This is a genomic window from Amphritea atlantica (genome assembly GCF_900111095.1).
Lineage (GTDB): Bacteria > Pseudomonadota > Gammaproteobacteria > Pseudomonadales > Balneatricaceae > Amphritea > Amphritea atlantica.
This window is the reverse complement of sequence record NZ_FOGB01000001.1, coordinates 278,856-301,713: the sequence shown is the minus strand read 5'-3', so window position 1 is coordinate 301,713 and position 22,858 is coordinate 278,856. Positions and strand designations below refer to the sequence as shown.

General features: G+C 50.6%; 27 protein-coding genes. 10 read left to right on the top strand and 17 right to left on the bottom strand.

Features of this window, described 5'->3' with window-relative positions; genetic code table 11:
• Window positions 1-99: 99 nt before the first annotated feature.
• The 4 genes from BMY09_RS01350 to BMY09_RS22415 form a co-directional block, all read right to left on the bottom strand.
• Complete coding sequence (locus BMY09_RS01350) at window positions 100-420, bottom strand: AzlD domain-containing protein (protein ID WP_091352909.1); 321 nt, start codon at window positions 418-420, stop codon at window positions 100-102.
• On the bottom strand, window positions 413-1,165 hold the full coding sequence (locus tag BMY09_RS01345) for an AzlC family ABC transporter permease (RefSeq protein ID WP_091352906.1): 753 nt from the start codon (window positions 1,163-1,165) through the stop codon (window positions 413-415). Before BMY09_RS01345 ends, BMY09_RS01350 begins: the two co-directional genes overlap by 8 nt.
• 10 nt (window positions 1,166-1,175) lie before the next feature.
• Entirely contained in the window at window positions 1,176-2,147 is a 972-nt protein-coding gene (locus tag BMY09_RS01340; RefSeq protein ID WP_091352903.1) for a bifunctional helix-turn-helix transcriptional regulator/GNAT family N-acetyltransferase, read from the bottom strand.
• Between the two features lie 159 nt (window positions 2,148-2,306).
• On the bottom strand, window positions 2,307-2,429 hold the full coding sequence (locus tag BMY09_RS22415; protein ID WP_261832999.1) for a hypothetical protein: 123 nt from the start codon (window positions 2,427-2,429) through the stop codon (window positions 2,307-2,309).
• Window positions 2,430-2,810: 381 nt separating this feature from the next.
• Between BMY09_RS22415 and BMY09_RS01335 the strand changes: the two genes are divergently transcribed.
• A complete protein-coding gene (locus BMY09_RS01335; protein WP_091352901.1) occupies window positions 2,811-3,242 on the top strand; it encodes a PilZ domain-containing protein in 432 nt (143 codons plus the stop codon).
• A gap of 16 nt (window positions 3,243-3,258) precedes the next feature.
• Here BMY09_RS01335 and BMY09_RS01330 read toward each other — a convergent pair whose 3' ends face one another.
• Window positions 3,259-3,495, bottom strand: a complete 237-nt coding sequence (locus BMY09_RS01330; RefSeq protein ID WP_091353882.1) for a hypothetical protein — start codon at window positions 3,493-3,495, stop codon at window positions 3,259-3,261.
• 75 nt (window positions 3,496-3,570) lie between these two features.
• Between BMY09_RS01330 and BMY09_RS01325 the strand changes: the two genes are divergently transcribed.
• Complete coding sequence (locus BMY09_RS01325; RefSeq protein WP_175483413.1) at window positions 3,571-4,563, top strand: ChaN family lipoprotein; 993 nt, start codon at window positions 3,571-3,573, stop codon at window positions 4,561-4,563.
• A 56-nt stretch (window positions 4,564-4,619) separates the two neighbouring features.
• Here the strand turns inward: BMY09_RS01325 and BMY09_RS01320 are convergent, their stop codons facing one another.
• Window positions 4,620-4,901, bottom strand: a complete 282-nt coding sequence (locus tag BMY09_RS01320; RefSeq protein WP_091352896.1) for a peptidylprolyl isomerase — start codon at window positions 4,899-4,901, stop codon at window positions 4,620-4,622.
• Window positions 4,902-5,014: 113 nt separating this feature from the next.
• Here BMY09_RS01320 and BMY09_RS01315 point away from each other — a divergent pair, with 113 nt between their 5' ends.
• Both BMY09_RS01315 and BMY09_RS01310 read left to right on the top strand, forming a co-directional pair.
• Window positions 5,015-5,917 carry a LysR family transcriptional regulator gene (locus BMY09_RS01315; protein ID WP_091352894.1) on the top strand — a complete coding sequence of 301 codons (903 nt, stop codon included), beginning with the start codon at window positions 5,015-5,017 and terminating at the stop codon, window positions 5,915-5,917.
• 114 nt (window positions 5,918-6,031) lie between these two features.
• Window positions 6,032-6,628 carry a LysE family translocator gene (locus tag BMY09_RS01310; RefSeq protein WP_091352891.1) on the top strand — a complete coding sequence of 199 codons (597 nt, stop codon included), beginning with the start codon at window positions 6,032-6,034 and terminating at the stop codon, window positions 6,626-6,628.
• 33 nt (window positions 6,629-6,661) lie between these two features.
• Here the strand turns inward: BMY09_RS01310 and BMY09_RS01305 are convergent, their stop codons facing one another.
• On the bottom strand, window positions 6,662-8,779 hold the full coding sequence (locus tag BMY09_RS01305) for a 4Fe-4S binding protein (RefSeq protein WP_091352890.1): 2,118 nt from the start codon (window positions 8,777-8,779) through the stop codon (window positions 6,662-6,664).
• A 105-nt stretch (window positions 8,780-8,884) separates the two neighbouring features.
• Complete coding sequence (locus tag BMY09_RS01300; protein WP_091353879.1) at window positions 8,885-9,796, bottom strand: LysR family transcriptional regulator; 912 nt, start codon at window positions 9,794-9,796, stop codon at window positions 8,885-8,887.
• A gap of 104 nt (window positions 9,797-9,900) precedes the next feature.
• Here BMY09_RS01300 and BMY09_RS01295 point away from each other — a divergent pair, with 104 nt between their 5' ends.
• From BMY09_RS01295 to BMY09_RS01285, 3 genes are all read left to right on the top strand, one after another.
• Window positions 9,901-10,476 carry a flavodoxin family protein gene (locus tag BMY09_RS01295; protein ID WP_091352887.1) on the top strand — a complete coding sequence of 192 codons (576 nt, stop codon included), beginning with the start codon at window positions 9,901-9,903 and terminating at the stop codon, window positions 10,474-10,476.
• 68 nt (window positions 10,477-10,544) lie between these two features.
• Window positions 10,545-11,111 carry a cytochrome b gene (locus BMY09_RS01290; RefSeq protein ID WP_091352886.1) on the top strand — a complete coding sequence of 189 codons (567 nt, stop codon included), beginning with the start codon at window positions 10,545-10,547 and terminating at the stop codon, window positions 11,109-11,111.
• Window positions 11,108-11,680, top strand: coding sequence for a YceI family protein (locus BMY09_RS01285; RefSeq protein ID WP_091352884.1), 573 nt, complete (start codon window positions 11,108-11,110; stop codon window positions 11,678-11,680). Before BMY09_RS01290 ends, BMY09_RS01285 begins: the two co-directional genes overlap by 4 nt.
• Before the next feature lie 56 nt (window positions 11,681-11,736).
• Here the strand turns inward: BMY09_RS01285 and BMY09_RS01280 are convergent, their stop codons facing one another.
• From BMY09_RS01280 to BMY09_RS01270, 3 genes are all read right to left on the bottom strand, one after another.
• A complete protein-coding gene (locus BMY09_RS01280; protein ID WP_091353876.1) occupies window positions 11,737-12,123 on the bottom strand; it encodes an acyl-CoA thioesterase in 387 nt (128 codons plus the stop codon).
• Between the two features lie 106 nt (window positions 12,124-12,229).
• Complete coding sequence (locus BMY09_RS01275) at window positions 12,230-12,790, bottom strand: LOG family protein (protein WP_338024128.1); 561 nt, start codon at window positions 12,788-12,790, stop codon at window positions 12,230-12,232.
• 117 nt (window positions 12,791-12,907) lie between these two features.
• Complete coding sequence (locus BMY09_RS01270; RefSeq protein WP_091352881.1) at window positions 12,908-13,123, bottom strand: cold-shock protein; 216 nt, start codon at window positions 13,121-13,123, stop codon at window positions 12,908-12,910.
• 372 nt (window positions 13,124-13,495) lie between these two features.
• Between BMY09_RS01270 and BMY09_RS01265 the strand changes: the two genes are divergently transcribed.
• Together BMY09_RS01265 and cspE are read left to right on the top strand one after the other, a co-directional pair.
• Entirely contained in the window at window positions 13,496-14,053 is a 558-nt protein-coding gene (locus BMY09_RS01265; protein WP_091352878.1) for a DUF2058 domain-containing protein, read from the top strand.
• A 592-nt stretch (window positions 14,054-14,645) separates the two neighbouring features.
• On the top strand, window positions 14,646-14,852 hold the full coding sequence (cspE, locus tag BMY09_RS01260; protein ID WP_091352876.1) for a transcription antiterminator/RNA stability regulator CspE: 207 nt from the start codon (window positions 14,646-14,648) through the stop codon (window positions 14,850-14,852).
• A 38-nt stretch (window positions 14,853-14,890) separates the two neighbouring features.
• Here cspE and BMY09_RS01255 read toward each other — a convergent pair whose 3' ends face one another.
• Together BMY09_RS01255 and BMY09_RS01250 are read right to left on the bottom strand one after the other, a co-directional pair.
• Complete coding sequence (locus tag BMY09_RS01255; protein ID WP_217647367.1) at window positions 14,891-15,508, bottom strand: DUF938 domain-containing protein; 618 nt, start codon at window positions 15,506-15,508, stop codon at window positions 14,891-14,893.
• Entirely contained in the window at window positions 15,501-16,082 is a 582-nt protein-coding gene (locus tag BMY09_RS01250; protein WP_091352873.1) for an NADPH-dependent FMN reductase, read from the bottom strand. Before BMY09_RS01250 ends, BMY09_RS01255 begins: the two co-directional genes overlap by 8 nt.
• 311 nt (window positions 16,083-16,393) lie before the next feature.
• On the opposite strand from BMY09_RS01250, the gene BMY09_RS01245 reads away from it, so the two are divergent.
• A complete protein-coding gene (locus BMY09_RS01245; protein WP_139203115.1) occupies window positions 16,394-16,597 on the top strand; it encodes a hypothetical protein in 204 nt (67 codons plus the stop codon).
• A 707-nt stretch (window positions 16,598-17,304) separates the two neighbouring features.
• Here the strand turns inward: BMY09_RS01245 and BMY09_RS01240 are convergent.
• The 4 genes from BMY09_RS01240 to glyA all read right to left on the bottom strand — a co-directional run bounded on the left by BMY09_RS01240 (window position 17,305) and on the right by glyA (window position 22,832).
• A complete protein-coding gene (locus BMY09_RS01240; protein ID WP_091352867.1) occupies window positions 17,305-17,838 on the bottom strand; it encodes an HD domain-containing protein in 534 nt (177 codons plus the stop codon).
• A gap of 166 nt (window positions 17,839-18,004) precedes the next feature.
• A complete protein-coding gene (gene gcvP / locus BMY09_RS01235) occupies window positions 18,005-20,917 on the bottom strand; it encodes an aminomethyl-transferring glycine dehydrogenase (RefSeq protein ID WP_091352864.1) in 2,913 nt (970 codons plus the stop codon).
• Between the two features lie 160 nt (window positions 20,918-21,077).
• On the bottom strand, window positions 21,078-21,464 hold the full coding sequence (gene gcvH, locus BMY09_RS01230) for a glycine cleavage system protein GcvH (protein ID WP_217647382.1): 387 nt from the start codon (window positions 21,462-21,464) through the stop codon (window positions 21,078-21,080).
• A gap of 63 nt (window positions 21,465-21,527) precedes the next feature.
• Entirely contained in the window at window positions 21,528-22,832 is a 1,305-nt protein-coding gene (gene glyA / locus BMY09_RS01225; protein WP_091352858.1) for a serine hydroxymethyltransferase, read from the bottom strand.
• Between the last annotated feature and the right edge of the window lie 26 nt (window positions 22,833-22,858).

The following is a 22,858-nucleotide window of genomic DNA, read 5'->3' as shown; positions in this document are numbered from 1 at the left end:
TTACAGTTAAACCCTGTTATATATATGGAAAGCAGCTTGTCAATTTATCAGGCATGCGGTTAGCCTACTTACAAAAAGTGCTTCTAAATATATCAAACGTTATAAACCGAAACCAAACCTGAGCAACATAAAGCACAACATGCCGGCAACAATAGTCGTCAGCAGATCCCGTCGCCAGAACGACACCAGTGCAGCGAATCCCCCCGCCAGCAACCAGGGGTTATCTGCCCGTAACCATAACTCCCCCCGGGGCAACAGAACCGCCGGAACAATAATGGCCGTCAGTACCGCCGGCGGTACGAAACTCAATCCGGTTGTCAGCCAGGGAGGGAAACGCACCTTACCCGCAACACCAAACAGCACATAGCGAACGCTGAAGGTCACCAGAAACATCCCCAGAATCAACAATGCTTCATTCATGCTCACTCTCCGGTGCTGACTGGCGTTTAAGTAGCAGGTGCAGGGATAATCCGGTTGAGATACCGCACAGTGCCGCCACCATTAACCCCAGCTTATGGGGCATGCCAATGGTTGCCATGGCGATGACACCGGATACGACTACCGCCCCCCACATCGGTTTACTCTTCAGGTAGGGAACCACCATACCGATAAAGGTGACCGACATCGCAAAATCCAGCCCCCAGTCGGTCATATCGGGGAACAACTCCCCCAACGCGATACCCAAGCCCGTGCAGAAAACCCAGTTGCCATACATCGCCAGCCATGACCCCAGGTAAAACCAGTGTGCATGCTCGGTATTGTCCTGCAGCAGAAAACGGTTGCTGACCGCAGCAAAAGTCTCATCGGTCAGTCCGAACGCCATCATCACCCGCCAGCGATGGGGCAGATGAGCAATTTTGGGTACCAGATTGGCTGCATAGAGAATATGCCGTAGATTGACGACAAAGGTGGTGGCAATAATCACAGGGATTGCGGCCCCCGCCGCCAGCAGTCCAAGGGCGATAAACTGAGCAGAACCTGCAAACACAAACACCGACATCGCCAGTGCCCCCAGCGCGGATAAGCCACTGGGCCCGGCAAGGGTACCGAAGATAATACCAAACGGGATAGCACCGATTATCAACGGCACGGTGGCTTTGGCGCCGTCGAGCATCTCCCGACGCTTTAAAGAGGTATTATCCTGATCCATAACGTTACAATTCATAGCCGTAAACTCATGCCCGTAAAGTCAGTGTCATATAGATATCGGCCCTGTCATAATAAGACTGGCCTTCAGGATGGAGAATATCCCGGAATCCCAGATTCCGATATAGCTGTAAAGCCCGCTCCAGTTTGCTCGAACTTTCAAGAAACACCTCTGAAGCGCCCAGCTCCCGGGCTTTATCCAACGCAGTCATCAGCAACCTGCGACCGACACCGATCGTTTGCCAGCTGTCATCGACTCCCATTTTCGAGATTTCATAACGCTCATTGTCATGCCTTGCCAGAGCCACACAGCCAACCACCTGGTTATCTGCCTGGTGTCGGGCAAACCAGATATAGCCTCCCTGGGCAAGATAGTAGCCTTCAGGATTATTCAGCGCCTCGCGGTCTCTTTCCAAAAGATGTCCATCAAAATAACGGTTAAGCCAGGCCAGATTGAGACGACGGAAATCATCCCGCAGCTCAGCATCCCACCCCTGAATAACGATATCCTGCCCCTCATTACGACGTGCCAGCTGTTCCACGACCGGGGTATAGAAACCTCGCTGTTGCAACAGGTTTTCAAACTCTGCAAGCGAATCCAGCAGGGGGTACTGCTGGCAACTGATCAGGGTATCAAGCTGACCCTGAATCGCCGACCAGACCGGGGTGATCTGCTCCAGCAGTTGCTCACTTTTTGGCGACAAAGCCAGCAACTGACGCCGCTCATCATCAGGATCAGCGGTTTTACTCAGCCACTCCTCCTGCTGCATTTTGCGGGCGATCTTACTGATAGCCGGATGGGTTACCCCCAGCTTCTCTGCCGCCTCAGTGACGGTCATAGCGCCCTGTTGATGCAGCATATTGAACAGTGGAAAAAAAGTCGGGTTAAGCTCTATACCCTGGCTCTGATACAGACGAATCACATCCTGCACCAGCCGGTCCGACAGCCGCTTCAACCGGCTGCCCAGTGACAGACTGCCAAAACTTCTCATGTAATCCATAGAACCCAACCCCAATACAAGACAAATATACAATACTAATTACGTAACTAGTTACATAACTTACTATAAAAAAGGGGACTATGCATCCCCTGAATGGTTGGGTGAATCGCAGGAAGGAGATTTACTGATCCGCCCTTCTAAAAAAAAGGCTTAATAGGATCAGGATATCAACATCCCTACGTGTACCAGCATGGGCGATATACCGATCACTAAACCGACTACCACCATCAGAACAGTTGAAACGATACCGATAACCTCAACACCTTGCTCTTCATGTACCATGAGTCAATCTCCAGATATGTTTTTACGATACCTCTCTTGAAGCAGAAACAGGGCCAACTCAACATACTCAATATATTTCAATTAGTTAGAAGATAAATACAACCAAAACGCCTACCGCCCCACCTCCTGCAGCGCCATCCATGTCAAATGATTTGTCATAATTGACACGCAACATACTCAATAGCATTCGCACCTCGCCTTATAAAACGGACAGCGTTATTAAGCTGAAATACAGCCGCAACAGATAAAAATGATGATGAATAAGCAACTAAACCCTGCCAGGAAAAGGCCGATAGCATTGTAAGAGTCAGGGAAGCCATTATTTGAGTCGGGGATGACAGCAGCGCCAGCAGGTTTTAATGATCAGCTTTGAGGTGCACTATGCCTAAACACTACCTTCGTCATCCGGCAGAAATTCCTATCCTGCTGAGTACGGCACAGGAATCTCAGCCTCTTAATTTTTGTTACCCGCTAAACAGAGAGTTCAGTCCGGCGGGGCTGAGCTGTCTTTCCGAAGCGTATATTTCACCGGGCTCTACAATCGAAATCAGTACCACCCTTTCACACCCCAGCCTGTCAGCCACCGGCCATGTTATCTGGTGCCAGCAGGAACAACCGGGCTTTCTCCTGGGGATCGGTTTTGATGATCCGGATCAGGCTTTTAGTGTCAGGATGATTGAGCAGGTTTGTCAGATTGAAAGCTACCGTTTAAAGCAACACAGGAGGGGCCGCCAGCTCTCAAGCGAACAGGCAGCCGTTGAATGGATCAGGCTTCACGCGGCAGATTTTGCTGCCATCGGAGAGCTGCAATAACAAGGCTAAAACAACCTCAGATATGATGTTCCGCTATAAAATCATGCAGTGAATCGTAACTCCAGTCGCTGCCATCGGGATGCTTATGATCATGCTCATTAAGCTTCTCCATCATCTGTTTCACATTATCTCCCTTCTTTCGCAGCCCCTGTACAAAATGCACCGCCTCATCAATGCGTTGTTGCATCTGCGGGTCGACGCCACCATCCCGTTCACCTTTTTTACGGATGCTAACTTTAATTCCCGGTTTCATGCTATGTTTCTCCTTCTCACTCGATTTTCTATAACGTTACCCCAGCACTCAACAACTGAAAAGGGGCAGATTCAAATGCAGCTAAAAGAACGGATTCTACACCGGTCACTTATCTTGATTCTGATCAGCATGATGCTATTGAGCAGCGGTTGCCAGCTAATATCCAGAGTGCCACAGAATCAGCCTCCAACCGGTGCTGCACAATCATCAGAGGGGACGAACGATGCCCACCCTCTGAACGGGAAAATTATCGCTATGACGACTGGGGGAGCGGTCAGTCGTGAAGCCCTGCTCGCAAAAATTCGTCACAGCCGTTTTGTCCTGATCGGTGAAAAGCATGACAATCCTGAGCACCATCAGCGAGAACTTCAGCTACTGAAGGCGCTTCAACAGGGCCCCCAGACCCGGCTGGTGCTGGAGATGCTGGACGAACAGCAGGGCGAAGCGATCAACGGACTCAACAGCGCAAGCAGCGAAACACAGATCCAAGAGCAACTTCACTGGAATGATAATAGCTGGCCCTGGCAGGATTATGGCCCACTGATCGGTGCTGCACTCAGTAATAACAACCAGCTCAGAGCAGGTAATCTGAGCAAGCCATTTTTGATGCAGATCTACCAAAGCGGCGTGCCGGATCAGCCCCGTCTGACAACCGTCAGGGGTATTTCGCAAACGATACGCTCGACAATTCAGCAGCAGGTGTATGAAAGTCACTGCCGCACGATGCCATTTGAGCAGATGGGGCCGATGACAGATATTCAGATGAGTCGGGATGCCAGTATGGCTTACGCATTAAGCGACCAACTGGGCAAACAGATGCAGGCGATTCTGATCACTGGCGCGTTCCACGCCAGGAAAGACACCGGGGTACCGCAACATCTGAAAGAACTCACATCAGACCCGGTTATCACCATCCTGCTGACCGAGGTCGATGACAGCATCAAAACAGTTCAGGAGGCGGTCAATAATAACGCTGGAATAGCTGATTATATCTGGTTTACCTCCAGATCGGAGGAGAAAGACTACTGCGCATCACTGCGGCAGCAGCCTCATAAGAAGGAGCCTTAAAAAAGAAAGCCCTTAAGCAAAGCTCTTAAGCAAAGTTATTAAAACAGCAAAAACGCTTAGTCTTCGCGGCTGGTCACTTCCAGAAGATGATAACCAAACTGGGTGCGTACTGGCCCCTGTACCTCACCCACAGGGGCAGAGAAAACCACTTTATCAAATTCTGCAACCATCTGGCCCGGTCCGAAACTGCCCAGATCGCCACCCTGACCACCGGATGGACAGCTAGAGTGTTTTTTAGCCAGGTCAGCAAAATCAGCACCCGCCTCAATTTGTGATTTAAGATCAGCGCACTGAGTCTCACTGCTTACCAGAATATGTCGGGCTGTCGCGCGTGCCATATATAAAATCCTATAGTTCAATTGATAGTCCGCACAGGATCGCTTTTTTTGCTATCGCCTGCAACCCCGGGGGGAAGGATTGACGTTATCAGTATTACTGATATGCTTGCCCGATGGAACTGGCCCGTATCAACCTCAATCTACTGATCTCTCTGTACTATCTTTTGCATAGCAAAAGTGTCACAGCGGCAGCGACGGCCCAGCATATCAGCCAGCCAGCGATGAGCCGTAATCTTCATCAGCTGCGGGAAATATTTAACGATCAGTTGATGGTTCGGGTGGGGAACAGCATGCACCTCACCCCCCGGGGCGAACAGCTATGGCTACAACTGCCTGAAGCACTGAATCATCTTGAAAGCCTTCTGATTCCGGGTCAGTTTGAACCCGCCGGTTATATTGGCGAGTTTAATATCGCAACCACTGATTTCATTACCCACGATCTGATGCCGCCACTGATAGCAGCGCTACAACAGGATGCTCCGGGCATCAGCCTGCACTTCCACCTGTGGCATCCGGGCATGATGGAAAGCCTGCGTCAGGGACGAATGGATCTGGCTGCCTGTATCCTGGACTCTGTCCCCGATGATATCTATGGAAAACAGCTGGGAAGCGGTGGCTACAGTTGCCTGATAAACCGCCACCACCCTTTGGCCGATCAGCCCCTCACCCTGTCTGACTATACTCATGCAGATCATATCGGCATCAGTGCAGGGGGCGATAAGATCAGAGCCGTGGACGAAGCGCTGCAAACGCTGAATCAGCAACGCAACATGAAGCTGACTGTCCCCTTTATCCACTCGGCCATGGCGATCACCAGCAAAGCAAACTATATACTCACCCTGCCAACCCGTATCGCAGAACACCTGGGGCCGGAGTATGGACTTAAGATCAAACCATTGCCGCAACAGCTGACCCTGCCCGCCAGCCAGTACTACCTGATCTGGCATCAGCGCCTACAGGGCGATCCGGCCCATCGTTACCTGCGCGAACGGATGCTGCATAGTTTAAGCGAATGATCACAAGTGCTCTACAAGGTCATAACTAAAACTGATAACTGCTATCTGAATACAGTATTCGCTACCTCCCTCCTCAGCCACTAGAATTCGCGGCATTAACCGGGGAGGAATGTAATGACTGAATGGCTTATTTTTGCTGGTGTAATGCTGCTTGGGGCGATGCTTCCTGGCGCTAACACCGCCATTATTCTACGCAACACCCTGCAGGGATCACGGCGCACCGGGTTTATTACTGCTCTGGGGCTCGCCACGGCTCTGGCGATCCATGTCGTGCTATCCGTTATCGGCCTGGCGGCGCTGATTGAACGTACGCCAATACTTTATGAAGCAATTCGCTGGCTTGGCAGTGCCTATCTGATCTATCTGGGAGTTGTCTATCTGGCAACCCGCTCCAGCGGGGAAAATGATGACCCGGAAAAAAGCAGTGGCAACCCCTTCATTGCCGGGATGATGGTAAGCCTGTTTAATCCCAAAATTCTGATTATGTTTGTGGCAATTTTCAGCCACATTATGGCCGAGGTGAATAGCATAGGGATGCAGGTTCTCTATTGTGTTACCCCTGTACTTGTCGAGCTTAGCTGGCTTAGCATGATTATACTGATGCTGACCCGCCCAGCCATTCAAGTCTGGCTAAAAAAAGTGCGCTCCCGTATCGAACGGGTGATCGGCGGTGGGCTGGTGCTTCTCGGTATCAAGCTGGGTCTGGGATAAACCCTTCCAGCACTCAGAGATCTATTCGATCGCTCATGACAGTTGCCGGGCGGGAATATCTCCCTGGTTCGCCGCCTTGCGTTGCCGCTGCTTATTCTGAGATAACTCGATAGCACACTGATCATCGTTATTCAGAATGACGATACACTCCATACACTGAATACACTCATTGTAATCGACCGAACCATCCCGGTTGATTGAATCAATACCACAGCGGACCTTGCATAACTGACATGGCTTGCCACACTCAGCCCGGCGGTGCAGCCAGCGAAACAGACTGAACTTGCCCAGCACTGCCAACCCCGCCCCCAACGGACAGAGATAGCGACAGAAGAACTTATGGATAAACATCCCCACAACTAATAACAACAGGGCGTAGACAACAAACGGCCAGCTACGGACAAAGACCAGAGTTATAGCAGTCTTGAAAGGTTCCAGCTCAGCCAGACGTTCCGCCAGAGTAACTGACCAGAAGGCACTGCCCACCAGGACCAGCAGCAACAGATATTTCAGTTTCTGCAGGGTTTGATGCACTTTCGGCGGAATTTTCACCTGTTTCAGTTTCAACAGACTACCCACTTTCGCCGCTATCTCCTGCAACACGCCAAAGGGACAGAGCCAGCCACAAAAGACTCCCCGTCCCCAGAGGAACAGGGTAATAAACACATAGGTCCAGAGAACAAAAAGCACCGGGTCTAAGAGGAATACCTCGATGTCGAACCCCTTCGCGATTTGCAGCAGCAACGTATAGATATTCACCACCGACAACTGGCCCTGAGCATAGATACCGATAAAGAACAGAGTGACCAGCATGACGCCCCAACGCACCTGATGAAAGCGGCGACTGTGAGCAGATAACCGGTGCTGCCAGATAAACGCTGCAGTCACCACCAGCAAGGTCATGACGAGCCCGGCAATCTGCAACCAACGATCCAGCCATAGCCGCTGCCATAGCGGCATAGGTTTAACCTCTTCTGTCACTTCAATTTTAAACAGCTCCGCGGGCAACTGATAACTGTCCTCAAACTGCGCCTGATCACGGATAAGATGATTGCGGGGCAGGTCCAGATCCAGATTCAGGGTCATAGGCTGCGATGGATCAAAGCCAGACTGGGCCTTAATCCTAAACACCCGCAGTTCTTCAAAGGCGGGGGCGTCTGCGGGGAACTGCGGCCGGGTATTATCAAAGAAGTCCAGGTCACGGATATCGACCGGCAGCCCGTTCTGAGACATACCCAGCCGACTGGGTACTGTCCCCCGGCGAAATTCCGGTTCGAGAAAACCGTATGCGCCTACCGATGCCACCAGTATGGCATGCTCACCGGGACGCAATACCGTCATCAACCGCTGATATTCCTGTTCGCCCAGAATATTCTTTCCGGTCACCGGCGTATTAAGGTAGGCATAATAATAACGCCCGGGCAGATCAGACTCAGCTAAAGCCTGCTGCAATTCAGGGTCCTGGTAATCCTCCAGCGCCAGTGGAAAACCTTGTTGAAGCTGCGCCTGAGAGACCGGCCAATAACGCAGCAGACCGTTGCTTTCCATTTGCTGCCAACTGTAGGGCTGAAAAACATCCTCACGCACGGTTACTGTCGGCGGACGCTCAAACCCTTCAAGATAGGCCCGGGCCACCTGAAGTGCAGCAGACAGTACCGTATCATTCATCACCAGCACAGAAACAGTCGCCTTGGTTATGCCGTCGATATAGACCGTTCCGGAGCCATCGGGATCCTGCCCGCTATGGCGACTATCGACAATTATCCGTTTATCAACCGTAATCCCCTCGTATTGATGGATAAACTCAACCATCGGCTGTTCCCCCAATCCGTGGAGAAAGATCGGCTCATGATGATTCAGAACCTTCAGTTTAACCAGGGTTCCAGAGGCATCCAGACCGATCAGCAGATTGATCCGTTCGCCTGAAAAGCCGGGCAAATTAGTCAGATCGTTGGTTTCGAAGACATAGCCTAATAGCTGGTCGAGCTGATACACAGGCACCACCGAAGGGTTTTCGAGGGGTTCACCAATGCGGGTCAGTTTGGGGAAAATTGAACGGATCTCTGTTTCAGACACCTGCGCCAGTGCAGTACCGCTCTGCAGCAGCATACATAAAACCAGCACGACTCTGATAAAGGCAAACGATGGCATATAGAAACTCCACGGATCAACTGTTAATAATCCATTTAGTTTCTTTACTCAGCCATAGTACTTTGCGCCTGATTAATCTACTACTTTAGCGCCACGCACTGCATCTCAGATCACTTGCAAAATTCGCTGCCTGATCCAGCGGCACATCGGGTCCCGGTGGTGCCGCTCATGCCAGTACAGATAGAAATTGATCGGAGCAGACCTCAACTCATCCGGGACCGGCTTGAGAATAATATTGCGTCCCAACGCGATACGCTGAGCAACAATCTGGGGCAGATAAAACAGCAGGTCTGAGGTTTCACAAAAATCTGCTGCGGTCATAAAATTGGACAGACGCAGCGCCAGATGCCGTTTACGACCCAGCTGTGCCAGCCGTTCATCCACATGTCCCGGTCCCTGACCGGTCATAGACACCAGACCATGACTGGCAGAAAGATAGTTATCCAATGTCAGCTCTTCGGATGCCAGCGGATGATCCGCCGCCATCATACAGACCACACCAGACTGTGCGATCAGCAGCCGGCGGTACTGCCCCTCCCCTGCCTGCGGCTCCATTCCCGTCAGCGAGAACTGCACCTCTCCCTTTTCCAGCAATTCAAAATGGTTGCGTGGCTCGGTGCGCACCTCCAGACGCATTTTTGGCGCCTGCGAGCGCAGCACTTTCATCAGCGGTGAGACAAAGCACGCCACTTCCAGATCAAGACCATAGACCCTGACCACATCCTCCGCTTCTGCAGGATTAAATTGCGGTTCCGCGATCAACTGCTCCATGCCGCTGATAAGCTTCTGCAGCCGGGGAAGAATATCAGCCCCCCGGGCACTCAGATCATACCCCTGAGCGGTTCTCACCAGCAGCGGATCATCAAAGGTGTCCCGCAGCCTTTGTAAAGCGCGGCTGACCGCAGGCTGACTCATATTCAGCCGTTCAGATGCACGGGTAACATGGCGGGTTTCCAACAGTTGTTGCAATACCACCAGCAGATTGAGATCAACGGACCTAAGATTCACTTCACGCATAACAATCATCACAACAATGCATTAGATGAATTTATTATGAACCATTAGAGTAACCATGACTACGGGAAAACAGCCCGGCAACACAACTTAACGAGGTACTCTTCATGTCGGATCAGGTAAAAGTAGCAATCGCATATCACAGTGGTTACGGGCACACTGAAGTACTTGCCCAGGCGGTTGCCGCTGGGGTAGAAAATGCAGGCGCGGTCGCGATCACAGTGTCTGTGGCAGATCTGGATGCAGTCAACTGGGAAGGCCTGGCTGACGCCGATGCGATTATTTTTGGTTCGCCAACCTATATGGGTTCAGTCAGCGGTCCGTTTAAAACCTTTATGGACGCCAGCTCAAAGATCTGGGCTGAACAGGGCTGGAAAGATAAACTGGCGGCAGGCTTTACCAATTCAGCCAGCCTCAGCGGCGATAAACTGAACACACTGATTCAGCTGTCGATCTTTGCTGCACAGCATGGCATGAACTGGATTAACCTGGCCGTCGCCAACGGCAACAACAGCAGCCAGGGTAACCCACAAAGCCTTAACCGCATTGGCAGCTATCTGGGAGCGATGGCGCAGAGTAACGCTGATGAAGGTTCGGATGTTGCGCCGCCGCAATGCGACCGGGATACCGCTCAGGCACTGGGGGCCCGGGTTGCTGCTGCCGCCAAACGCTGGAAACAGTAACCACCAGACAGTAATAACCAGATAAGATGACAGGCGGCCGATGCCGTCTGTCACCATGGATGACAACGATGGCAATACCTGTTACAGACAACCCTAAATCCTTTGGCCTGGGTTCAATTCTGCTGCACTGGTTCACTGCGCTGATGATTATCGGTATGTATCCGCTGGGGCTCTATATTGGCACCCTGACCTATTACGATGCAGACTACCATACCGTGCCTTACTGGCATAAAAGCATCGGCATGATTCTGATGGGGCTGATGCTGGTCAGAGTTCTGTGGCGCACCATGAATACGACACCGGCACCACTGCCACAGCCTAAACCACTGCTATTAGCAACCAAGGCGGCACACCTGCTGCTATATCTGCTAACGGCCACTACACTGATATCCGGCTATATGATATCCACGGCTGACGGTCGGGGAATAGAGGTGTTCAACTGGTTTGAGATACCAGCACTGCCTGCGGTAACTGAAAACCAGGAGGATATAGCCGGTGAGATCCACTATTTAACGGCAACAATGCTTATCAGCCTGGCGGCAATACATGCCCTGGCTGCACTGAAACACCACTTTATTGATAAAGATAAAACCTTAACCCGCATGATAAACATGCGTCAGGAGACAAACCAATGAACTTGAAGACCGTTATTGCTGGTGCAATTCTGGCCGGAACCATCACATCGGCTCAGGCAGCCGATTATGTGATCGATGACAAAGGCGCCCACGCTTCTATCAACTTCAGCATTAAACACCTTGGCTACAGCTGGGTTGTTGGCCGTTTCAACGAGTTCAACGGTTCATTCAGTTACGATGAAGCAAACCCTGCGGCCTCCAGTGTTACTGTCAATATCAAACCGGCCAGCGTCGACTCCAACCACGCAGAGCGTGACAAGCATCTGCGTAGCGAGGACTTCCTGGCGGTCGATAAATTCCCTGAAGCGAAATTTGTCAGCACCGCCTTCACGCCTGCTGACGATGGAAGCGCAGTACTCAGCGGCAATCTGACCCTGCGTGGTGTCACCAAACCGATCGATATCTCCGTCACAAAGATCGGTGAAGGTAAAGACCCATGGGGTGGATATCGCGCCGGTTTCCGTGGCACGACAGAATTAAAACTGAAAGAGTATGGTATCAACTTCAACCTGGGCCCCGCTTCAGAAAGCGTCTACCTCAACCTGAATGTTGAGGGCATTCGCCAGTAAGCATTACCAGCCTCTCGACTCAAGCGCGCAAAGAAGACTCAGCTTCGCGCGCTTTTTTATATACTCTGCGCCCTGACTGGCTGTGGTCGGCCATCGCTGCCAATCGCAACAAAGGTAAAATTGGCCTCGGTTACTTTCTCAATTGATTCACTGTGATGACGCTGAACCCAGGTTTCCACATGAACCACCAGCGAAGTATTGCCGTAACGCACAATTTTGCAGAAACAGCTGACATCATCACCAATATAAACCGGCTTATGGAAGGTCATCGCATCAACAGCAACGGTTACGACCCGTCGACGCACCTCCTGAGAGGCAAAGCTACCGCTGGCAAGGTCCATCTGCGCCATAATCCAGCCACCGAAAATATCTCCGTCCGGGTTAGCATCTCCCGGCATCGCAATGGTCCTGAGTGAAGGGCGTCCTTCCGGCATTTTTGACATACTGACTCCAAAGTGACTCAGGCAGGCCAGACAGTCTGCCGTCATTAAATAATGTAATTTGATCTGCATGAGCGGATGACGTCAGCGATCCACTCCTTTACTCCACTCAGGTCTGTGCGAGCTTTTCGGACAGTCGGGACAGCAACCCTTCAGGATGATTATCCACCAGCAGGAAATCCCGGTACTCATCCCGAATAAACTCCTCATCTGCGGCGTGGGCAATAAAGGCCAGAAGATGATCGAAATAGTTATGGATATTCAGTAAACCAAACGGTTTATGGTGAATACCAATCTGTCGCCAGGCCCAGACCTCAAACAACTCCTCCAGTGTGCCGGTGCCTCCCGGAAGGGCAATGAATGCATCCGCCAACTCCATCATCACCGCCTTGCGCTGATGCATATCTTCGACCACATGAAGCTCACTCAGACCGACATGAACCTGCTCCCGATCCACCAGCACCTGAGGTATCACCCCACAGACATGGCCTCCCGCTTCAAGCACACCATCGGCAACACTGCCCATCAGCCCGATACTTGAACCACCATACACCAACTCAATATTTTGCCGGGCCATCAGACTGCCCAGTTTTCGCGCTTCACTTTGATAAGGCCCCTCTGCAGGTCCAGACGAGGCGCCACAATACACAGCAATTTTCATGTCGGTCATTCGCACAGGTTTCTATTGTAGAACCACTATTCAACAACAGTGCGCAGTGAGATTAAAGAAGAAAAAAAGCAGAAGAGAAAATAACCACCGATGAAGGAGCACCGGTGGTAAGGCAGATCAGGCTGTAACCGTCACGTTATCCGCCTGCAAACCTTTCTGGCCCTGGGTAACTTCAAAGGTTACCTGCTGACCTTCCACCAGCGAGCGCCTGCCAGTGCCATTGATTGCGCGATAGTGCACAAACACATCAGCACCACTCTCCCGTTCTATAAAGCCATAACCCTTCTCATCGTTAAACCATTTAACGATGCCGGATAGAAGTTGATCAGACATAGTATCCCCGTATCTTTTATTATGTAATTCTCAGCGGCGCTGGTGACACAGCGCAATTGATTTCAGCCTTCGGTTCCAAACAGAGCCAGAATATCTTCAATGCACCCAGGACTGACAGCGGAGACTGTCAGAACAACACGACACCGTGATTCCGACTCTATTGCCGAAGCGCTAAACTCCTTTTACTGAGTAATTTTTATTTTTTCAAGAAAATACCCGTATTTTTTATAATGGATTAGCCCCAGATCAACATAACCAACGAATTCATTCAACTTTAGTATAACGTCAATCTAATCAGCAGTTGATCTGGAGCTAAATCCCGATGTCCGATATAGTTCACATCCTGAATGCGACAGAGACAGGGTAAACATCATGGCAGGATCTCTACAGGATCAGCTTCTTAAAGCAGGACTGGCAAATAAACAACAGGCTAATAAAGCCAAAGCCGAGAAGCGCAAAAAGAGTAAGCAGGCAAAAGCCGTTAAAAAAGGTGAAGTATTTAAGGATCAGGAACAGCTGGAGCGGGAGCAAGCGATTGCGGCGGCTAAAAGTGAAAAGCTGAAACGTGATAGAGAGTTAAATCGCCAGCGGGAGGATGAACTCACCCGGCGCTCAATTGACGCATCCTGCCTGCAGATGATGCAACAGAACCGTGTGCATATACCCGAAGATGGCGATATTGAGTACAACTTCGTCGATGGCACCACCATCAAGAAGCTCTATGTCACCAAGACACTGCAAGAACAGCTGGCTAAAGGCAATCTGGCCATTGCCTCAGGTAAAAATGGTTATACGGTGATTCCGGCCGGTGTTGCTGAAAAGATAAGCGAGCGCCGACCCGAGCTGATTATCAGCCGTCAGGAAGTGGCAGAGATCGATCCGGATGATCCCTATGCTGACTTCCAGATCCCCGATGATCTTATGTGGTAGTGATGCCAACCCTATTTTAGTACTCCCCCCTAAGACAACGCTGAAGAGGGGAAAGCGCCAGGGCCCCTTCTGCATTGCCTGGCCGTGCAGGAACGGGGGCAGGCCCGCCATCCTGCCCCCGTAAAATCAACACCGCTCATGCCTGACAGATAACCGTATAACCTGTCTTCCTTTCGGAACAGTACCAAAGACCCGTGAATCTACTCGGGTGACCGGAGCAGCCCAGTCTGTCATCACGACAATAAACGGTAATTATCGGCATTAACTTTGATGTAAAAAAAACCCGATAAACTAGCCAGGAGCCATATTGCAAGAATTACAGGCCCGATCAAAAAGCCAATAAGACTATAAATAACAACAAGTTAAACACATAAAACGATTTGAAAATAACGCTTTTACTATTTTGGCAAATGTCTTAGAATAAAATCAGCTTGAAAGTAAGGCCCGATTTTTATGCATCAAAGAGTCCATCAGATCAACCTGTGTGTCCCTTAGTCATAAATGTAGTTCCTGCATTCTTAGCTTAACCCGTGTATCTGATTCGATTCAGAACGCAATTATTTAAAAAAAAACTATTGTAGGGAATACAATTATGTCTACATCTACTGGTACCGTTAAATGGTTCAATGCCGATAAAGGCTATGGTTTTATCGAACAGGATAACGGTCCTGACGTATTCGTTCACTTCCGCGCTATCAACTCCGATGGTTTTAAGACTCTGAACGAAGGACAGCAAGTTTCTTTCGAAGTAACTCAGGGCCAGAAAGGTCCTCAGGCTGAGAACGTTACTATCCTGTAATGCTTTGACTGCCCGGCTGTAACCTCCGGGTTACAGCCTTATCCACCCCGCCGCCATACCAACAGCTGATTATTAGCTGGCATACCGATATCACACTCCAGCATTAAGTTCGCAGCGTGCGCCAGTGAATTAACCTGTTCGAAATCCCGGACCCCGCTATCAGGATTACGCGCTTTCAGCCAGTGATCAAACTCAGCGTTACTCTCGCTGGTAAAGGCATTATTGTAACGAAACGGACCATAGAGAATAACCCGGCCGGCAGGTTTCAGAACCGCTTCTGCACGTGCAAACAGTGAAACAACTTCAGTCCAGCTAATAATATGCAGAGTGTTAGCACTGAATATCAGATCAACCTCAGGCAAGCCGTTATCCCAGTTCTGATGGCGTAGATCCAGCACCACCGGCTCGTCGATATTGGCACAACCGTGGGCATCAAGGTTCGTCTGTAATAGCGGCAACTGCGGCGCGACCTCTGAGGGCAACCAACGGAGGCCAGTAAGCTGCTCGGTGAAATAAACAGCATGCTGGCCATTACCACTACCAATCTCCAAAACAGACTCATCACCGCTCAGGAGCGAAGTTAATTGCTGCAAAATAGGTTGGCAATTTCGCGCCGCTGATGGCGAGAAAGCGATAAAATCACGCGCTTCAGTCAAACCGGTCTGCCTGTTTCTGCAGCATCTCAAACAGATCTGCCGCTAAGGACTCGGTAGATTGTTGCAACTGGTCATTGTGCAAACGGCCATCCTCTCTGAACGCCTGCCCTGCCAGCCCTAACGAAACCTGCCCAGGAAGCGTCATTATCCCCAGATTCTGAAGATAGATGCGCAGAATAGTCAGCCCCCGGGTGCCTCCCCCCGCACCGGGAGACGCCGATAGCAAGGCCGCTATTTTATGCTGGAAAGCAAACATGGGGGGCTCATGTTCAGCCTGTTTGCGCGAGAGCCAGTCAAAGGTGTTTTTCAGCAATGGCGTTGGAAACCCATTGTACTCTGGCGATGCAATCAGCAATCCCTGATGCTCTACCATCAGCCGTTTCAATTGAACAGCTGCCTCGGGAATACCTTCTTTATATTCAAGATCCTGATTGTAGAGAGGCATCGGATATTCACTAAGATCCACAACCGTTACCTCAGCGCCAGCCTGCCGGGCACCAGCCACAGCAATGTCAAGCAATCTGCGGTTGAAGGATTCCGCCCGGGTACTTCCTGATAACGCCAGTATCTTCATGCTAAATCCTCTGGCCTAAGCCGATTCAATAAATTTAATCAACTATACTCAGGCCTAAAGGTCAGGTAAATACACAGGGATGACTCAAATTTGATTGTCTTCCTCATGCCAAAGTAAACGACCATCCAACTGATGAATTTAACTCATCATTTATCTGAAAATTGATCAGTTAACACACCTCAGACGAAAGTCTAAAATGCGCGCATATTCCGAAGGGTGATCCCTTTCTGTTTTCTGAATTTCGTTCTGACAGATCAACGCTGATCAACTGAATATATTCTCTGAACTGAATTCAACGTATGGTGAGTAAAATGGCAATTCCTGAAACCCACAACAGTATCTACCAGCAGGCAGTAAGCATGCGCTCTCAGGTACAGGCAGAGCTTATTCTGAGAGCCTTCGCTTTCGTTAAACACCGTGTTACATCAAAGACCCCAGCTTTCGGGCCACTGTCCAGCCATACAGACTACAAAATGTCGATGAAGGCGTTGGATGGTGATACAGCTGCAATCTGAAACGATTCTCTCTAAAGAGCATATGACTGGCACAAGACAGGCCGGTCTTTTTATATCGCTCTTATTTTGACAGGCCTCTGGCCTGTTTTTTTTTACCTAAACAGTGCCCCCTGCCCGCATCCTTGCTGTATACGCGTCAATCAATCCCCCCTGCTTTACACTTTATCTTTAGTTGAATTTTAAAGACTGATCTGTCGCCCGGGTCTGTTTTAAGACCAGACAGACTTCAGTCCAAACAACCCTCGCTATTTTCTTAAAAAAGTCCTGTATATTTTTCAGCCTCAGTTATAAACTGCAAATCTGCCATCTGTATAATCAAAAAACGGACAATAAAACATATTTAAAATCAAATATTTAACAGTAATGACTCAAATAACATACACAATAACTATTTGATTTATATGAAAAACAATCACAAGCCCTATTTTGCGTATCGAAACAGCAACACTTTTTTTCAGATAAAGATTTAATCGCGATAGAAAAACACACAAAATAAAAGCAACCCATTGATATCCTTCATTTTATAAAAAACAGGCACCAATATTGTATATATAGGGGTATTACTTCGGCTGATACCACCCGAAAGTTGAGCACCCCCCCCCATTGAGCCTGATGATTAAGGTGTTTCAGCTGGAGCAATAAGAATTACGAAAAAAACCGCCTTATGGCGGTTTTTTTTTGTATCGACAGGGCGTTTCAGGCACCCCTCAGGCGTTGCAGACCTCCACTATTTTCTGGCTAAAGCTGCTGAATGGTGTCGATGCCAGTTGCTCATCCTTGGCTTCATCATCCCAGCGTCGCAAACGTATCGCCTGCTCATAAAAAGGTTCTGCAAGAAAAGCGGTGATCTCATCTTCCGTCATAAAGCCGCCCTGATGCTCCAGAGAGTAGCGAGAGGCCTCTGAAAGACTATCGATATAACCCGCTTCAGTGGTACAGAGATAGCGTTTTGCGCTGACATGCAGGCGCACAGGCTCAGTCACACCAGGAGGGAAGTATTGGCTAAGATATTCAGCGCCAGCCTGGTCATGACAGAAGTCCCCATAACCAGGGTTCACCCCGGCAAACAGGTGCCCTATATCATGTAGCAAAGCCGCGACAACCATATCTGCCCGTTCACCATCTTCCACCGCCAGACGTGCGCACTGCACTGCATGCTCAATCTGGCTGACCCCTTCACCATAGTGGTTATGGCCCATCTCGCTGTAGATCTGTTCAATGTTACTAAGGATATCAGTCATCTTAGCCTCCATAGGTTATACCAACAAAATGCCTGAAAGATATGAAGCTGATGTTACGGTGTTGTTTTGGATAATCGTCGTAACACAAAAAAGGCGGATCAGTTTCCTGATCCGCCTGGGCACCTGTTCATAAGGCGACTATTGAAAACACCGATTTATCATTCAGTTAAATCGGGTCGTCCATATAGGTTTCGATAGCAGGGCAGGAACAGATAAAGTTCCTGTCGCCGTACACATTGTCTATCCGGTTTGAGGTCGGCCAGAACTTGTTTTCCCGGGTCGCGCGACTCGGAAACACCGCTTCCTCCCGGGTATAGGGGCGGTTCCACTCTTCAGCCATCATATCAGCCTGGGTATGTGGAGCCAGGCACAACGGGTTGTTATCCGCAGGCCAGTGTCCGCTGCGCACCTTCTCGACCTCCCCTTTAATCTGCACCATCGCATCAATAAAGCGATCGATCTCCACTTTTGATTCAGATTCGGTCGGTTCGATCATCAGTGTACCGGCGACCGGGAATGACATGGTCGGCGCATGAAAACCGTAATCCATCAGACGCTTGGCGATATCCTCCTCAGTAACACCGGAAGCCTCCTTCAGCGGGCGAATGTCGACGATACACTCATGGGCCACTTTGTTATTACGCCCCCGGTAGAGAATCGGATAGTGCCCTGAAAGCTTCTCCGCCATGTAGTTAGCGTTGAGAATCGCCATCTGAGTGGAACGCTTCAGCCCCGACTTGCCCAGCATCAGATTATACATCCAGGTGATCGGCAGAATGGATGCAGAACCATAGGGGGTTGCCGCGACTGCACCGTTCTCTGGGTTCAGACCTGTAACCGGGCTGACCTTGTGACTCGCCAGAAACGGCGCCAGATGGCTCTTGACCCCGATCGGCCCCATACCGGGACCACCGCCACCGTGCGGGATAGCAAAGGTTTTGTGCAGATTCAGGTGAGACACATCAGACCCGATCAGACCCGGTTTGGAGATCCCTACCTGAGCGTTCATATTGGCGCCATCCATATACACCTGGCCACCATTCTTGTGAATGATGTTACAGATCTCGACAATATCCTCCTCATATACCCCATGGGTAGAGGGATAGGTGATCATCAGACAGGAGAGATTATCCTTATGCAGCTCTGCCTGAGCCCGCAGATCAGCGACATCCACGTTGCCCTTCTCATCACAGCGGGTGACGATAATCTTCATATCCATCATCGCCGCCGAGGCCGGGTTGGTACCGTGTGCCGAAGACGGTATCAGACAGACATTGCGATGCCCCTCCCCAATGGATGCCTGATATTTGCGAATCGCCAGCAAACCGGCATATTCCCCGGACGCACCTGAGTTAGGCTGCAGCGACACCTTATCGTAACCGGTAATCTCCACCAGCTGCTCTTCAAGAAGTGTGAGCATCTGCTGATACCCTTTAACCTGCTCTGCCGGTGCGAAGGGGTGAATGTTAGAGAACTCCGGCCAGGTAACCGGAATCATCTCAGCAGTAGCGTTCAGCTTCATAGTACAGGACCCCAGCGGGATCATGCCGTGTACCAGAGAGTAATCTTTATTCTCCAGCCGCTTCATGTAGCGCAGCATATCGGTTTCGCTATGGTAACTGTTAAAAGTCGGATGGCTCAGAATCGCGTCGCTGCGACGCATCTCAGCGGTGATACCGGTTGCCGCACCGGCGACGATTGCCGCATCCAGCTCAGCCACCGACAGACCGTGCCCTTCACCCAGCACACAATCAAACAGATCGGCAATATCCTCAGGCCGGGTGGTTTCATCCAGCGAGACTCCCAGTTTATCCACGGCAGTCTGACGCAGGTTGCAACCGGCATCCAGCGCTCGCTGATAGACCTCAGCAGCGGTTTCGGGCAACGTCAGCGTCAAAGTATCAAAGTAACTGTCATTGACCACAACGCCTTTGGATTTAAGGCCATTGGCCAGAATAGCGGTCAGGCGATGCACCCGCTCAGCAATAGTTTTGAGGCCATCCGGACCGTGATAGACACAGTAGAACGACGCCATATTCGCCAGCAACGCCTGCGCCGTACAGATATTGGAGGTCGCCTTCTCACGACGGATATGCTGCTCCCGGGTTTGCATCGCCATCCGCAATGCCTGGTTACCATTGGCATCAATAGAGACACCGATAATACGGCCAGGCACCGAACGCTTGAGCTTTTCACTGGCAGCAAAGAACGCCGCGTGTGGGCCACCAAAGCCCATCGGCACACCGAAGCGCTGGGACGACCCTAACACCACATCAGCACCCAGCTCGCCCGGGGATTTCAACAACACCAGCGCTAAAGGATCGGCCGCGACAGACACCATCGCCTGCTGCGCTCTGGCTTTTTCAATCAGGGTTTTAATATCCGTAATATCACCGTAGGTGCCCGGATATTGCAGCTGAACGCCAAAGGCATCGCAGTGATCCAGATCCGTCAGCGGATTACCCACCACAATTTCAAAACCGAAATACTCCGCCCGGGTTCTGATCACATCGATAGTCTGCGGATGCACGTCATCAGCGACAAAAAAGATATCGCTTTTTTTGCGGTTGGAACGTTTGCACAGGGTCATCGCTTCCGCTGCGGCAGTGGCCTCATCCAGAAGAGAGGCATTGGCCAGATCCATACCGGTGAGATCCATCACCATCTGCTGATAATTCAGCAGCGCTTCAAGACGTCCCTGAGATATCTCTGGCTGGTAAGGTGTATAGGCGGTATACCAGCCGGGATTTTCCATCACGTTACGCAGAATCACGTTAGGTACCAGAGTATTGTGATAGCCCATACCGATATAAGAGCGGTTCACCTGATTCTGATCAGCCAGACGACGCAACAGTGCCAGCGCATCGGCTTCAGACACAGCATCCGCCATATCCAGCGCATCATCCAGACGGATTGAATCCGGTACGGTCTGCGTCATCAGCTCCTCTATAGAACTGATACCCAGCTCAGCCAGCATCGCTGCGGTCTGATCGATGTCCGGACCAATATGCCGACGGGTAAAATCGGTGGTCTGCTGAAGCGTACTTAGCGGAACAGGAGTCAATATCTCGGTAGCCATTACAATAACCTGTGTAAACTGATCGGCAGTATTACTGCAGATCTCAAAGTAAAGGGTGCGGGAAGGCCTTAACAACCTCCCCGCGTTTGCGAAAGACCCGATCGGGGGACAGTGATAGCCTGTCGTCCGATACGACAACAGTTATCAGCATAGATCAGATCTATTCAGCAATCGTAGCTGCATAAGACTCGGCGTCCAGCAACTCATCCAGCTGAGATGCATCAGCCAGTTTAATTTTAACTATCCAGCCACCATCGTAAGGCGCGTTATTCACGGTTTCAGGCTGATCTTCCAGCGCTTCATTTATCGCGACGACCTCGCCGGTTACCGGTGAATAGATATCCGATGCGGCTTTGACTGATTCAACCAGTGAGAACTCCTCTCCGGCATCGACTTCACGTCCCACTTCCGGCAGTTCAACAAAAACCACATCACCCAACAGCTCCTGCGCATGATCTGAAATCCCCATAGTGACGGTACCGTCACCATTATCCAGAACCCATTCATGGCTTGAAGCGAAACGGTAGTTAGATGGAATGCTCATAATTGTATGTCCTTTGTAAGATCAACACTGGCGCAGAACCAGCATAACGTTTGTTGGATAATAGGGTTATTTATACAGCGGAAAGCGTTTGCACAGGTTTTCTACCTGAGCGCGCACCTGCGCTTCAACTGCTGAGTTGTCATCCGGGTTGGCCACCAACCCATCCAGAACATCACTGATCAGATTGCCAATCAGGCGAAACTCTTCGACACCAAAACCGCGACTGGTTCCTGCAGGTGTACCCAGACGTATACCCGAAGTCACCATCGGCTTTTCAGGATCAAACGGAATACCATTTTTGTTACAAGTGATGCCGGCACGCTCCAGGGCTGCATCGACAACATTCCCTTTAAGGCCTTTGGGACGCAGATCCACCAGCATCAGATGGGTGTCGGTACCACCGGTCACAATATCGCAACCTCGCTCAACCATGACCCCGGCCAGCACCTGCGCATTCTCAACAACCCGATCGATGTAAGTTTTAAATTCCGGACGCAGCGCTTCGCCGAAAGCCACAGCCTTGGCAGCGATAACATGCATCAGAGGCCCACCCTGCAATCCAGGGAAAACCGCTGAGTTAATTTTTTTGCCGACGTCCGGATTATTGGACAGAATCATGCCACCGCGAGGGCCCCGCAAAGTCTTATGGGTGGTGGTTGTCACAACATCAGCATACGGCAGTGGACTCGGGTGCACACCGGTAGCAACCAGTCCGGCGATGTGCGCCATATCGACAAACAGAAAAGCCCCCACCTTATCGGCAATCTCACGGAACCGGGCGAAATCGATTATCCGGGGAATGGCAGAACCACCCGCGATAATCATCTTTGGCTGGCATTCAACTGCCAGCGCTTCCACTGCATCATAATCAATCCGGTTATCCTCCCTGGAAACTCCGTACTGAACAGCATTAAACCACTTACCCGACAATGCCGGGCGCGCGCCGTGGGTCAAATGGCCACCCGCATCCAGAGACATTCCCATAACGGTATCGCCTGGCTGTAACAGTGCCAGCATGACCGCACCGTTAGCCTGTGCACCAGAATGTGGCTGAACATTGGCAAATTCACAGTCGAACAGCTTTTTTGCACGCTCAATTGCCAACTCTTCCGCCTTGTCAGCATATTCACAACCACCGTAATAACGACGTCCCGGATAACCTTCTGCATACTTATTGGTCAGCACAGTTCCCTGAGCCTGCATCACCGCTTTAGATACGATATTTTCAGAAGCGATCAACTCAATCTGCGTTTCCTGGCGGCTAAACTCTTCGTTTACCGCAGCCATCAGTTCGGCATCCCGCTCAGCCAGATTCTGAGTAAAAAAGGCTTCACATATCGTGTCACCGCGGTACAGTTCAGTGTTATTCATCGTGTTATTCTCTATTCAGATTCAAG